Source organism: Staphylococcus sp. 8AQ, assembly GCF_902506595.1.
In the GTDB taxonomy this organism is placed as follows: domain Bacteria; phylum Bacillota; class Bacilli; order Staphylococcales; family Staphylococcaceae; genus Staphylococcus; species Staphylococcus pasteuri.
In genome coordinates this window covers 1,000,026-1,014,369 of the sequence record NZ_LR733871.1, presented here as the reverse complement: position 1 = coordinate 1,014,369, position 14,344 = coordinate 1,000,026, and the positions used below count along the sequence as shown (strand labels likewise).

At 31.2% G+C, this 14,344-nt stretch carries 14 protein-coding genes and 1 riboswitch; of the genes, 11 read left to right on the top strand and 3 right to left on the bottom strand.

Annotation, left to right across the window (positions count from 1 at the left end):
* The first annotated feature begins 122 nt into the window (after positions 1 to 122).
* Positions 123 to 1,010, top strand: coding sequence for a site-specific tyrosine recombinase XerD (gene xerD, locus GVY01_RS04930; protein WP_026083518.1), 888 nt, complete (start codon positions 123 to 125; stop codon positions 1,008 to 1,010).
* A 47-nt stretch (positions 1,011 to 1,057) separates the two neighbouring features.
* On the opposite strand, the gene GVY01_RS04925 is transcribed toward xerD, so the two are convergent.
* Positions 1,058 to 1,594: a DUF309 domain-containing protein gene (locus GVY01_RS04925; protein WP_017637945.1), complete on the bottom strand. Its 537-nt coding sequence runs from the start codon at positions 1,592 to 1,594 to the stop codon at positions 1,058 to 1,060.
* Between the two features lie 92 nt (positions 1,595 to 1,686).
* Between GVY01_RS04925 and GVY01_RS04920 the strand changes: the two genes are divergently transcribed.
* The 6 genes from GVY01_RS04920 (at position 1,687) to GVY01_RS04895 (ending at position 7,280) form a co-directional block, all read left to right on the top strand.
* Positions 1,687 to 2,418 carry a segregation and condensation protein A gene (locus tag GVY01_RS04920; protein WP_017637946.1) on the top strand — a complete coding sequence of 244 codons (732 nt, stop codon included), beginning with the start codon at positions 1,687 to 1,689 and terminating at the stop codon, positions 2,416 to 2,418.
* A complete protein-coding gene (scpB, locus tag GVY01_RS04915) occupies positions 2,411 to 2,953 on the top strand; it encodes an SMC-Scp complex subunit ScpB (protein ID WP_159333663.1) in 543 nt (180 codons plus the stop codon). The genes GVY01_RS04920 and scpB overlap by 8 nt, the downstream gene beginning before the upstream one ends.
* Positions 2,946 to 3,686, top strand: coding sequence for a pseudouridine synthase (locus tag GVY01_RS04910; protein ID WP_017637948.1), 741 nt, complete (start codon positions 2,946 to 2,948; stop codon positions 3,684 to 3,686). The genes scpB and GVY01_RS04910 overlap by 8 nt, the downstream gene beginning before the upstream one ends.
* A 124-nt stretch (positions 3,687 to 3,810) precedes the next feature.
* Entirely contained in the window at positions 3,811 to 4,536 is a 726-nt protein-coding gene (locus GVY01_RS04905; RefSeq protein WP_017637949.1) for a response regulator, read from the top strand.
* The gene (locus GVY01_RS04900; protein ID WP_017637950.1) at positions 4,520 to 6,280 is read left to right on the top strand and encodes an ATP-binding protein; all 1,761 of its coding nucleotides are present in this window, start codon (positions 4,520 to 4,522) and stop codon (positions 6,278 to 6,280) included. The genes GVY01_RS04905 and GVY01_RS04900 overlap by 17 nt, the downstream gene beginning before the upstream one ends.
* A gap of 239 nt (positions 6,281 to 6,519) precedes the next feature.
* Positions 6,520 to 6,670, top strand: a riboswitch (FMN riboswitch).
* Positions 6,671 to 6,731: 61 nt separating this feature from the next.
* Positions 6,732 to 7,280: an ECF transporter S component gene (locus GVY01_RS04895; RefSeq protein ID WP_017637951.1), complete on the top strand. Its 549-nt coding sequence runs from the start codon at positions 6,732 to 6,734 to the stop codon at positions 7,278 to 7,280.
* 218 nt (positions 7,281 to 7,498) lie between these two features.
* On the opposite strand, the gene GVY01_RS04890 is transcribed toward GVY01_RS04895, so the two are convergent.
* On the bottom strand, positions 7,499 to 7,747 hold the full coding sequence (locus GVY01_RS04890) for a ferredoxin (protein WP_017637952.1): 249 nt from the start codon (positions 7,745 to 7,747) through the stop codon (positions 7,499 to 7,501).
* A gap of 111 nt (positions 7,748 to 7,858) precedes the next feature.
* Here GVY01_RS04890 and GVY01_RS04885 point away from each other — a divergent pair, with 111 nt between their 5' ends.
* The 4 genes from GVY01_RS04885 to ypdA all read left to right on the top strand — a co-directional run bounded on the left by GVY01_RS04885 (position 7,859) and on the right by ypdA (position 13,265).
* Positions 7,859 to 8,827 carry a helix-turn-helix domain-containing protein gene (locus tag GVY01_RS04885; RefSeq protein ID WP_017637953.1) on the top strand — a complete coding sequence of 323 codons (969 nt, stop codon included), beginning with the start codon at positions 7,859 to 7,861 and terminating at the stop codon, positions 8,825 to 8,827.
* Entirely contained in the window at positions 8,808 to 10,187 is a 1,380-nt protein-coding gene (locus GVY01_RS04880) for a RecQ family ATP-dependent DNA helicase (RefSeq protein ID WP_017637954.1), read from the top strand. The genes GVY01_RS04885 and GVY01_RS04880 overlap by 20 nt, the downstream gene beginning before the upstream one ends.
* A 153-nt stretch (positions 10,188 to 10,340) precedes the next feature.
* On the top strand, positions 10,341 to 12,086 hold the full coding sequence (gene ebpS / locus GVY01_RS04875) for an elastin-binding protein EbpS (protein WP_159333662.1): 1,746 nt from the start codon (positions 10,341 to 10,343) through the stop codon (positions 12,084 to 12,086).
* A 192-nt stretch (positions 12,087 to 12,278) separates the two neighbouring features.
* A complete protein-coding gene (gene ypdA, locus GVY01_RS04870) occupies positions 12,279 to 13,265 on the top strand; it encodes a bacillithiol disulfide reductase YpdA (protein WP_017637956.1) in 987 nt (328 codons plus the stop codon).
* Between the two features lie 54 nt (positions 13,266 to 13,319).
* Here ypdA and GVY01_RS04865 read toward each other — a convergent pair whose 3' ends face one another.
* Positions 13,320 to 14,294, bottom strand: coding sequence for an asparaginase (locus GVY01_RS04865; protein ID WP_017637957.1), 975 nt, complete (start codon positions 14,292 to 14,294; stop codon positions 13,320 to 13,322).
* Positions 14,295 to 14,344: the final 50 nt, after the last annotated feature.

Genomic DNA, 14,344 nt, shown 5'->3' with positions numbered 1-14,344 from the left:
CTATAGATAATTACACAGCCAATAATACAATCATATTGCATTATTAACTGAGAAAGTCTTTATATCTCTAATGGTGAAGTAATTTAATTAAGAAGCCACCGCTTCAAAAGAGGTGCTTTATGATAGATACAATCATAGAAGAGTATTTAAAATTTATACAAATTGAAAAAGGATTAAGCGTAAATACAATTGGTGCTTATCGAAGAGATTTAAATAAATACAAAGAGTTTTTAGAACTACAAAAAATAGCGAATATTGACTTTGTAGACCGACAAATAATTCAAGAATGCTTAGGTTATTTAATAGATCAAGGTCAATCTTCAAAATCTATTGCACGTTTCATCTCAACAATACGCAGTTTTCACCAATTTGCATTACGCGAAAAATATGCTGCAAAAGATCCTACAGTATTAATCGAAACGCCCAAATATGAGAAAAAATTACCAGACGTATTAGAAGTCGACGAAGTTATTCAATTATTAAATGCACCAGATTTAAATAAAAATAATGGCTACCGTGATCGCACAATGTTAGAACTACTTTATGCAACTGGTATGCGGGTATCTGAAGTGATACAAATTGAAATTGAAGACGTTAATTTAATGATGGGCTTTGTAAGAGTATTTGGTAAAGGGGATAAAGAGCGTATTGTTCCTTTAGGTGATACAGTTATAGATTATTTAACGACTTATATCGAAACAGTTAGACCTCAATTATTAAAACAAACTGTAACGAATGTTTTATTTTTAAATATGCATGGGAAACCATTATCAAGACAAGGTATTTGGAAAATGATTAAACAAAATGGTCTTAAAGCTAATATCAACAAAACATTAACACCACATACACTAAGACATTCATTTGCTACTCATTTACTTGAAAATGGTGCTGATTTACGTGCAGTACAAGAGATGCTAGGACATTCAGATATTTCAACAACTCAGTTATATACACATGTATCAAAATCTCAAGTCAGAAAAATATATAATCAATATCATCCTAGAGCATAGTTATTATATTATAAAAGGCCAGTAATAATAGGGTAAATACACCTATATTACTGGTCTTTCTTATTATCAATATCTTTTATTTTATAATGTCTTTCTTCTAATGCCGCTTGTCTAGCTAATTCTACTTCGCTACGGTCTCTCAACAAATGATGATGAACAATGTTTTCATTTTTTACAGGTGTGGACATAAAGTAATAATCTGGAAATGTTAATTCTAATTGATTTAACATTTGAATATTTATTGGTAACTGGATAGGTATAAATGGTAATTGATGTTCAACTCTATCTATTTGCATTTCAAGCAATTGAATATACATGGCAATGTCTAAATGAAGTGTCATTTGATCTTTTCGTGAAGCATGAGTAATCACTTGCTTTGCTTTATTAAAAGATTTTATTGCGCCTTTGAAATTACGTCTTCTATAGTGATAGCATGCTGTTGCACATAAGATTAAACTTACAACAGCATCTTGTTTACTGTAATCATTATTTTCTTTCCACGCTTCTTCCAAAATATCATGGCATAAAAAATAATGTTGATTTTTATGAAACTGATAGTAAAACTGAATTAATGCTTGTTCCATCTGATTTTCACCTTAATTTTAAAAGTTATATAAATTCATGCTATAATATTTTAGTGAAATATGCACATAAGTTGCAATATGAGGTAGATACTATGTATGAAGTAAAACTGGACGCATTTAATGGTCCTCTAGATTTGTTATTACATTTAATTCAAAAATTTGAAATAGATATTTATGATATACCTATGAAATCTTTAACAGAACAATACATGCAGTATGTTCACGCTATGAATCAATTAGAAATTAACGTTGCTAGCGAATACTTGGTTATGGCTTCTGAATTATTAATGATAAAAAGTAAATTATTATTACCACAATCAGAAGAAAATTTAGACTTAGATGAAGACCCTCGTGAAGATTTAGTAGGTAGGTTAATTGAATACCAAAATTATAAAGAATACACTGAAATTCTAAATGACATGAAAGCAGAACGTGATTATTATTATACAAAACATCCAACTGATTTATCACATTTGGAAACAGATGAATCATGGGATCCATCTAATACAATTGACTTAACCGAATTAATAGTCGCTTATCAACGTGTTAAAAATCGTGTTGAAATTAATAAACCTCATTCAGTAGAAATCAGAAAAGAAACATTTACAATTCAACAAGCTACACATCAAGTAACTGATAGATTAAAGAACAATGCATCATTTAATTTCTTTAGTCTATTTACATTTACAGAACCAATCGAACAAGTGGTCACACACTTTTTAGCAATTTTAGAAATGTCTAAATCAGGTATCATTAATATTGAACAACACCATAATTTTGATGATATTAACATTTTAAGAGGAGTGAATTACAGCGTTGAATAAGCACGGCATATTAGAAGCTTTGTTATATACCTCTGGTGATGAAGGACTAGAAGTTAAACAGTTGCTCGAAATATTACAAGTAAATGAAGATGAATTAAAAAAGTTAATCGAAACTTATGAGTCAAATGGTCTCATCATTCAACAATTTGGAACAACTTGTGTTCTTACTACTAAGAAAGAAGCGGCAAATTATATCGAAGCCCTCATAGAGCAGAAGTCTAAAATGAAATTATCTCAAGCAGCGATGGAAACTTTATCTATCATTGCTTATAATCAACCACTAACTAGAAGCGATATTGAAATGATTAGAGGTATCAATTCTGACGGCGCTGTTAAAACACTTATTGCAAGAGGTCTAGTTGAAGCAAAAGAAGTCCAAAATTCACGTAGTCAACAATTAATTACAACAAATCTATTTTTAAATGTATTTGGTATAGAAAAATTAGAAGATTTACCAACCACTCAAGAAGATGACGAAGAAATGGACGCATTCTTTAGTAACTTGATAAATCAAAAAGGAGATACAAATGAGTAAAGAATTAGAAAGATTACAAAAAAGAATTGCAAGTAGTGGTTATACGTCACGCCGTAAAGCAGAAACACTAATTACAGATGGCAAGGTTAAAGTAAACGGTCAAGTAGTTACTGAATTAGGAACTAAAGTCTCAAGTTCTGACACTGTAGAAGTTGAAGGAATTAAATTAGAACAAGAAGATAAACTTTATATTTTATTTAATAAACCAGCTCAAGTTATTACGAGTGTATCTGACGATCGTGGTCGTAAAGTTGTTACTGATTACTTTAAAGATATCGAAACACGTATATACCCAGTTGGTAGATTAGATTACGATACATCAGGTGTATTATTGTTAACTAATGATGGTGAATTTACTAATTTAATGACACACCCTAGATACCATATTAAAAAGAAATATGTAGCTAAACTTAAAGGTTATTTGATGCGTGAAGAAGTGAAAGCTTTAGAAAAAGGTATTGAACTTGAAGATGGGTTTACACAACCAGCTCAAGTTAAAGTTAAAAATCAAGATAAAGACAAGAATACTACATTAGTGGAAATAACAATAAGTGAAGGTAGAAATAGACAAGTACGTCGTATGTTTGAACATTTCGGCCATCAAGTTAGTAAATTAACTCGTATCCAGTTTGGACCGTTAGATTTAAAAGGGTTAAATGCTGGTGAAGGGCGAGTACTTACACCACATGAAGTTAAAACTATTAGACATTTAGCTGAAAATGGTAATGTATAAGATAGTAGAGAGTAATGTTTGAGATTTTTTTCACAAAGTTATTTTAAATACTAACTTAAATATTATTTCATATGCTATAATAACAAATGAAATGAACAGCATGTGTGGGAGGTAAATTAGTATTATGACGAATGAAATACTTATCGTTGACGACGAAGACAGAATCAGAAGATTACTAAAGCTTTATTTAGAAAGAGAATCTTTTGAAACACATGAAGCAAGTAATGGTAAAGAAGCTTTACAACTTGCAATGGAAAATGATTATGCGTGCATTCTTCTAGATTTAATGTTACCGGAATTGGACGGTATCGAAGTAGCCACTCAATTACGTGAGCATAAAGATACTCCTATCATAATGCTTACTGCTAAAGGTGAAGAAACAAATCGTGTTGAAGGATTTGAGTCAGGTGCCGACGACTATATTGTAAAACCATTCTCACCAAGAGAAGTGGTATTAAGAGTCAAAGCGTTATTAAGAAGAACACAATCAACAACACCTGAGAAAAGTGAACCTCATGCAAGAGATGTAATTGAATTTAATCATTTAATTATAGATAACGATGCACATAGAGTATTAGCTGATAATGAACAGGTAAATTTAACGCCAAAAGAATACGAACTTTTAATTTATTTAGCAAAAACACCTAACAAAGTTTTTGAAAGAGAACAATTATTAAAAGAAGTTTGGCATTATGAATTCTATGGCGATTTGCGTACAGTAGATACGCATGTTAAAAGATTGAGAGAAAAACTTAACAAAGTATCAAGTGACGCAGCTCATATGATACAAACGGTTTGGGGAGTCGGCTACAAATTTGAGGTTAATGCTAACGATGAACCGGCTAAATAGTGTAGTAATAAAACTGTGGTTAACTATAATCTTTATAGTAACGACAGTTTTAATTTTATTAAGTGCCGCGCTCATTACGTTTATTCAATATTATTATACTCAAGAAGCTGAAGACTCAATTAAAGAAGACGCCAAACGAATTAGTCATTTAGTAGAAAGCTCTCAAAATCAAAATATAGCCATTAAAAATAGTCAAACGCTAATAGATAATCCAGGTGGTTTAATTATTATGAAAAATAATAACACTGCCTATCAACAAACAACGTCATCATCAAAGCAATCCATGCTTAAAGAAATTAAAAATAATAAAGAATTTAATAATGTATTTGAACATGGTGAACCATTAACACGTAATGTCACTATTAATGAAAATGGGAAATCTCATCCTTATATACTTGTTGGTTATCCAATGAAAGCTCAAGATGATAGTGATTCAAACTATAGTGGTGTATTCATTTTTAAAGATTTAAAATCTATTGAGGATACAAATAATGCGATTACTATCATTATATTAATAACAGCAATTATATTCTTAGCTGTTAGTACTGTTTTTGCATTTTTCTTATCATCACGAATCACAAAACCTTTACGTCAACTTAGAAATCAAGCTCAAAAAGTATCGCAAGGTGATTATTCACAAATTACATCTGTTACTACAAAAGACGAAATTGGTGAATTGTCTCGTGCATTTAATAACATGAGTTTTGAAATTCAAGAGCATGTTGAAGCATTATCAACATCTAAGAATATACGTGATAGTTTAATTAATTCAATGGTTGAAGGTGTAATAGGTATTAATGAGCAAAAAGAAATCATTATATCTAATAAAATGGCAGACCAAGTCTTCCATAACTTAGATGAATGTGCTGTTGAATCAATAGAACAACAAATTGAACAAACCTTTAATACAAAAGAAACACAATTCCAAGAATTGGAAGCTAATACAAGATACTACGTCGTTATTATGAGCTATATTGATAGAATCCAAAATGATGGAAGAAGCGGTATTGTAGCGATTATTCGTGATATGACAAATGAACATAATTTAGATCAAATGAAAAAAGATTTCATAGCTAATGTATCTCACGAGTTACGTACTCCAATAGCGCTATTACAAGGATATACTGAATCTATTGTAGACGGTATAGTGACAGAACCTGACGAGATTCATGAATCCTTAGCTATTGTTCTAGATGAATCTAAACGATTAAATCGATTAGTTAATGAATTATTAAATGTTGCACGTATGGATGCAGAAGGCTTATCAGTAGAAAAAGAAATACAACCTATTTCAGATTTATTAAATAAGATGAATATGAAATACCGCCAACAAGCTACTGATTTAGAATTAAACATGTATTTCGATGTGAACAATGATAATTTATGGAGCTATGATATGGATAGAATGGATCAAGTATTAACTAACTTGATAGATAATGCGTCAAGATATACTCAACCTGGCGACACTATATCAGTTACTACAGATGTAAATGACAATCAAGATATTTTACGCATTCAAGATACAGGTACTGGTATAGCTCCAGAACATTTACAACAAGTATTTGACCGCTTTTATAAAGTAGACGCCTCAAGAAAAAGAGGTAAACAAGGTACTGGTTTAGGACTATTTATATGTAAAATGATCATTGAGGAGCATGGTGGTTCTATTGAAGTAGAAAGCCAACTAGGAGAAGGTACTACATTTATTATTAAATTACCTAAAATTGATCAGTCCAAAATATAATTAACAAGCTAAAAGCACTAAGGTGATTAACATGAAATCATCTTAGTGCTTTTTTGAGTGCGATATTAAAAATGTATAACTTGGATTTCAAACTTAAATTACTAATACAAACTATTAGAAATCCATATCAATTTATTTAGTGTCACTATTAGGAATGATATCAACACTCTAACAAGCAAACGCATTGTGCATTACAGAGTTATCATGTATGATATATTTAAATAAAAAAATAATATTCAATTCATCTTCGGGGTCGGGTGTAATTCCCAACCGGCAGTAAATAAAGCCTGCGACGCTAGAAGAACACTATGTATAAATATATGCGTTTTTCTTGCTTGATTCAGTGAGATTCTGAAGCCGACAGTATAGTCTGGATGGGAGAAGATGGAGGTTTTTTGTTGTGCAAATTTCCTCCTTTTCTAGCAAGATGAATGAAAGGAGAAAATTTAATATGCAACAAAACCAAAACAAACGTTTAATTACAATAAGTATGTTAAGTGCTGTGGCATTTGTACTAACTTTCATTAAATTTCCATTGCCATTTTTACCACCATACTTAACTTTAGATTTTAGTGATGTACCTACATTGCTAGCTACATTTTTATTAGGGCCAGTAGCTGGTATAATTGTCGCTTTTATTAAGAACTTACTTAACTTTTTCTTTAACATGGGAGATCCAGTTGGGCCAGTTGCCAACTTCCTTGCAATTACAAGTTTCCTATTAACTGCTTACTATATTTATAAAAATAAACGTAGTAATCAATCTTTAACAATGGGACTTATTGTCGGTACAATTGTTATGACAATCGTGTTAAGTATCTTAAATTATTTCGTTTTACTACCACTTTACGGTATGATATTTAACTTAACAGACATTGTCCATAACCTAAAAGTAATTATCGTATCTGGTGTTATTCCTTTCAATATTATTAAAGGAATTGTTATTTCACTGATATTCTTCTTCATATATAACAGAGTTAAAAATAATATACATTTATAATATAAAAATATAGGTCAGTATTTATGTGCTGAATCCCAAAGGAACAGTACTAGTTGAAGACTAAATAAATTCTTACAGATTTATCTGTATAGAATTTTAGGCCGAAACTGTACCTTGGGAAAATATATACATATAAAGCTGCCTGCAAAGTCAATAACTTTGTCGACGATCTAAAAAATCTCCCTTCACAAAATGTGATAGGGAGATTTAAATATTTATTATTCAAATTTAAGCGCGTCACCATCGAACGGCTCTTCTTCAATTTTAATAGAGTCAGTAGGACAACCTTCTAGTGCATCTTCCATATCTTCATATAACTCTTCAGGCACTTCTGCAGTACCTTGGTTATCATCAAGGATTACGTATGCTATACCTTCGTCATCATAATCATAGATATCTGGAGCTGCTGCACCACATGCACCACATGCAATACAAGTATCCATATCAACGATTGTATATTTAGCCAATTTCATTCGCCTCCTTTGAAAAAAATGCTACACTAGTAATTACAATACTACTATTGTAGACATCGATAGTCTAATTTTCAATATATTCGTTTTATAGAGTGAGGGTTCATTTTGTATCAAATTATCAAACATGCTTATCAACATGCATTCAACTACAAAACAAATAAAAGTATATATAATATTTTGATGGGAAAGAAATCTCATCAAACATTTTTCGACGCTTGTAGTCAACAACTTTTGTCATTATATCATAGTTTACCCCGATTAAAATATCCGTCTTTTGAGCGATATTTAAATGAACTAGATAATTATGATGCTTTATACGAAATTAAAATGCATCCTAGATTTACTTATGACAGTCTTATTAAGACATTTAATTGTATACAGTTACTGATTCAAACAGTTTCCCAAAGTCAACATCAAGCATATAAATTTGTCCCTGTTGCTCAACAAACATACATACAACAACGTGTTAAAGATATATACAAACTAATCAGAGAACAGCAGCTAGAAACACAAGTTTATAACGAAATTCATCAACTATTTGATAAATTAGCAAGTAAAAATGACCATATTTATTTGCATTATTATTTACAAGGCTATGAAGAGCCTATGTATACTAGACAACAAGTAAGTTTAATAGAATCCATAAGCCAAGAAGAATTATTTGAATTGGAAATGAATCAATTAGTAGACCTGATGTATGAACTAGAAAATAATAACGATTATCCCACACTACATCAGACAATTATTTTACCTACATTACTAAACAAAACAAAAATGACATACAGACAAATACAACAAGGTCAATCACCCCAAGAAATTGCAACTATTCAAAACGTTAAAATTAACACTATAGAAGACCACTTATTAGAATTATTTATAAAAGGATATATGCACGATTATGAAACATTTATTGATTTATCCGAAAAAGACATTTTTATAAATTACTATAGCTCAAATATAGGATTGAAACTTCGAGAATATAAACAACAATTCTCTAAACTATCGTACTTTCAAATTAAATTGATGATTGTTGGTATAGAAAGAGGTGACATAGTTGCTACAAGAGAAGCTTAAACAATGGTTTGGATTTGATTCATTTAAACCCGGACAAGAAGAAATAATAACTAGTGTTTTAAATCAACAACATACACTTGGCATATTGCCAACAGGCAGCGGTAAAAGCTTATGTTATCAACTACCTACATATATTTTAGAAAAACCTACACTTGTTATTTCACCTCTAATTTCATTAATGGATGATCAAGTTATGCAAATGAAATTAAATGGAGAACATGCCGTTAGTTGTATACACTCAGGTATGGATGAAAATGAAAAACGACAAAATTTTAAAAAGATTAATCAAAGTAAATTTATATACCTTAGTCCGGAATTTATTTTACAACCTCAAAACTTCAAACTGATTGCAAATATTGATTTTGGTTTAATCGTTCTCGATGAAGCCCATTGTTTATCAGAATGGGGCTATGATTTCAGACCACATTATGCTCTAATTGGAAAAATCACTTCTCATTTTAAATCATCAACAATTCTAGCTTTAACAGCCACAGCACCACCACATTTAGAAAATGATTTAAAAGAAATATTACATGTTAATCTTCATACAGTTAAAACAAGTATGAATCGTCTAAACATCTCTTTAAGACATATGAATTTTGCATCTGACGAAGAAAAAATAAATTGGCTTTTACCACAACTTACGTCTACCGGACCCACAATCATATATGTGTCATCTAAAAAAATGTGCTTAACTTTAGCTAATCTAATATATGATTCTGGTTTTTTAACTGGTATTTATCATGGAGATTTAAGTTATCAAGAGAGACATACTGTTCAACAACAATTTTTAAATAATGATATACCCGTTATTGTCGCAACAAGCGCATTTGGCATGGGTATAAATAAAAAAGACATAAGAACAGTGATACATTTCCATTTATCTTCAAGTCCATCTAATTATCTACAAGAAATTGGACGAGCGGGTCGAGATGGTCGTCAAAGCCAAGCTATAAGTCTATATCAACCTGACGATGCATATATATTAGAAACTATTTTATTTGCAGATAGAATTACGCCCGAAGATATTAATCAATTTGAACTAGGTCAATTTATACCTCCGGAGAAAGAAACTATTTTGTCCATATTGTACAATCAATATACTATTGCTAAACTTCATTATATTTTTGATCAATCTTATAAACGAAAGAAATTAGGATATAGTAGAATGTTAGGTTATAAACAATTAGATCAATGTCGTCGTAAATATTTATTAGAATTTTTTAATGAACAACCAGAAATCCCAAATCAATGTTGTGATAATGATACAGAACTATCTGAAATTAAAGTCATTAACCGTAAAAAGGTAAAACGTAAGCTAAATTATAAAGAAAAGCTTCAAAATTTATTAGAGCTATAGATTTCATTTTGCTTAACGAAATATTCAAGCTATAATTAATCTATGAACAATTCTTTAATACCTTTAAAAATTCTTGATTAACATACATAATCATTTATTTTGTGGGTATAGTTTATGTATCAAAACAAAATTAAAATAGAGAGGATGATGAATGTGTCTAATAATAACTTCAAAGATGATTTTGAAAAGAATCGTCAATCTATAGACTCAGAAGATCATAAAGAACAGACATCTTCAAACGAACATCATGAAGACAAACCTACAGACAAAGTAGAAGAAAAAGCGAATCAACAATTCCCACCAAGAAATGCGCAGAGACGTAAACGTTGTAGAGATGTCGCTACAAATAATAATCGTCAATCTGAATCACAAACTAGTTCTAACCAAGATGGCTCATTAGATGATAGATTCGATGATACATCATTACATAACGGAGACAACAAAAACTATGATGCTTCATCTAAGGATGTTTCAAGCAAATCACAAGAGCATCAAACAGTAAATAATGATCACAGACAAGAAACAACACATGACAATACTTCAAACCACGAATCTGACAAAGACTCTCGACAAGACGAAACATTAAAACGTAGTCATAAAGATGAAGACACTCGTCATGAAGATGTTGACCATCAAGATAAAAAAGATAATAAAGGTAAAAAAGCTGCTGCAACAGGCGCTGGGGTTGCTGGCGCTGCAGGTGCTGCCGGACTAGCTAAACATCATCACGATAAAAATGATAAGCATACTGACAAACACGATTCAAAACACGATGATAAGCATCTAAATAGTGATAGCCATGATACAACAAATGATAAACAACATGACGATAACTTAAAAGATCATGACAATGATCAACGTGGTCACAAAGATGAAGATACTCGTCATGAAGATGCTGACCGTCAAGATAAGAAAGATAACAAAGGTAAAAAAGCTGCCGCTACAGGCTCAGGAGTTGCTGGAGCTGCAGGTGCAGCCGGATTAGCTAAACATCATCACGATAAAAATGATAAGCATGCTGACAAACATGATTCAAAACACGATGATAAGCATGATGACAAACACGATCATAAAGATGATAACAACGAACCTAAAAAAGATAACGAAAAATCAGGCAAAGGTAAAAAAGCGGCTGCAGTAGGAGCAGGTGCTGCTGGGGCTGCAGGTGCCGCTGGGTTAGCTAAACATCATCATGATAAAAATGAAGCAAAAGATCATGACCATGATAACAATCATAATGATGATCATGACCATGATGATAATAATCATGGTAAGAAAAAGGGCGGCTTCATGAAGATCATCTTACCAATTATCGCTGCTGTATTAATTTTAGGTGCTATAGCTATTTTTGCTGGTATGGCTTTAAATAACCACAACAATAGTGGAAATAATGATAATAAAGTAGCTAATGAAGACAGCAAAGACGGCATGAAAAATAATGATACAAGCAAAGACAAAGATAGCAAAAAAGATAAAGATAGCTCTAAAGACAAAGATAAATCAAGTGATTCTGATAAAGATAAAGCAACATCAAATGATTCTTCAAATAGTAATTCAGCATCTGATTCAGATTCAGACGACAATGGCTCAAGTAGTAATAGCTCAAATGATGATAGTAATAGTGCTAATTCTCAAGCTACAAATAGTCAAAATAGCAGCAATAACCAAAATGGCCAAAGTCAAAATTCTCAACAAAACGGTCAACAATCAAATAATAGTCAAAGCAGTAATAGCCAACAAGGTAAACAAACACATACTGTTAATGGTAAAGAAAACTTATACAGAATTGCAATTCAATATTATGGCAGTGGTTCACCAGCCAATGTTCAAAAAATTAGACAAGCAAATGGTATAAGTGGTAATGATATCCATGATGGTCAAACATTAGTAATACCATAGGTTTTATTTATAACCATTTATAGACTGTGAGTAATGTTAAATCATTGCTCACAGTTTTTTTATTTATCCAAAATCATTTATTTTCCATTTCTTAAAACGTCACTAAAATTATAAATTTTTCTTAATCAAGGACTTCGCGTAAATAGATCATAACTGATATAATAGTTTGGTGATTAAAGGAGGCCGTATGACATGCAAAAAATAGAAAGTATCATCATTGGTGGTGGACCTTGTGGCTTAAGTGCAGCCATTGAACAAAAGAAAAAAGGTATTGAAACATTAGTTATTGAAAAAGGTAATGTTGTTGAAGCTATTTACAATTATCCAACACATCAAACATTCTTTTCTTCAAGCGATAAATTATCAATTGGCGATGTACCATTCATCGTTGAACAAAGTAAACCACATAGAAACCAAGCATTAGTATACTATCGTGAAGTAGTTAAACATCATCAATTAAATATTAATCCATTTGAAGAAGTATTAACTGTTAAAAAGATGAATAACCGATTTACAATTACAACTACTAAAGATGTGTACGAATGTAAATTTTTAACTGTAGCGACAGGATATTATGGTCAGCATAATACATTAGAAGTTGAAGGTGCTAATTTACCAAAAGTAAGTCATTATTTTAAAGAAGCACACCCTTATTTCGACCAAAATGTAGTCATTATAGGCGGTAAAAATTCTGCTGTAGATGCAGCCTTAGAATTGGAAAAAGCTGGCGCAAATGTCACTGTAATATATCGAGGAGATCGTTATCCTAAAGCAATTAAACCGTGGATTCTTCCTAATTTTGAATCACTAGTCAATCATGAAAAAATTACAATGGAATTTAATGCCAATGTAACTCAAATTACAGAGGATAAAGTAGTTTACGAAAAAGATGGTAACACTATTGAAATACCTAATGATTATGTATTTGCTATGATAGGTTATCACCCTGACTATGAATTCTTAAAATCTATCGGAATAGATATTAATACGAATGAATTCGGCACTGCACCCGTATATAACCGCGAAACATACGAAACAAATGTTGAAAACTGTTATATTGCCGGAGTAATTGCAGCAGGCAACGATGCCAATACTATCTTTATAGAAAATGGTAAATATCATGGTGGTTTAATAACACAAAGTATTCTTGCTAAAAAGCAAACACCTTTAGAATCATAAATAAATGGCGTAGATTGATAGTATCAAATCAATTCTACGCCATTATTTTTTATTTTACTCTTCAAAATATTGTCTAATATCGTGTCGTTCAAGTTCATTACTTAAACTCACTAATAATTTCAACCGTGCTTTAGGTCCATTCAACCCATTAGAAAATATTAACCCTTTGTCAGCAAGTTGATACCCGCCACCTTCATAGGCATAAACTGGACTTACAATGCCATTAAATGAGCGAGATACCATGACGATAGGAATATTCTTATCTATGCAGGAATTTAGTCCATCTAAACAAGTAGGTGGAAGATTACCTTGTCCCATAGCTTCGATTACTAAACCATCGATTTCTTGTGATGCATAAAATTTAAATATATCACTTGGCATATCCATGTATGATTTAACGAGTGGGACATTTAAGCCAGGATTTATATTATGATAACTTGTATGACTTAAAGGATGATGGTGATATTGTACATTATCTTTTGTTAGTACACCTAATGGGCCATGGTTAGGGCTTTGGAATGTATTTGTATTAGATGTATGTGTCTTAGTCACATTGCGTGCTGTATGTATTTCATCGTTAAATACGACCATAACACTCATACGACGAGATTTTGCAGAAGAGGCCACTCTAATCGCTGAAATAAAATTGTATAGACCATCAGAACCTATTTCATTGGAAGATCTCATAGCACCTGTAATGACAACTGGTTCCTCTATATCTAATAATAAATCTAAAAGGTATGCAGTTTCTTCAAGAGTATCTGTTCCATGAGTAATGACAAATCCGTCATATGAATTGTCTTTATCATGATGAGCTTCTACAATGATATCTCTTAATTGCTTCACATGTTGTATAGACATATGTGGAGATGGTACATTCATAGGATGAATCTCATCTACTTGTGCATATTGTTTAATGATATCTTGATTTTGTGAAATTGGATTTTCTTTATTTGTAATAACTCTATTAGAACTATCCTGTGACATGCTGATTGTGCCACCGGTATGAATAACAAGTAGACGTTTCATACTTTTCCTCCTATTAATAAAATACATATTTATGATAAAATATTATTCAT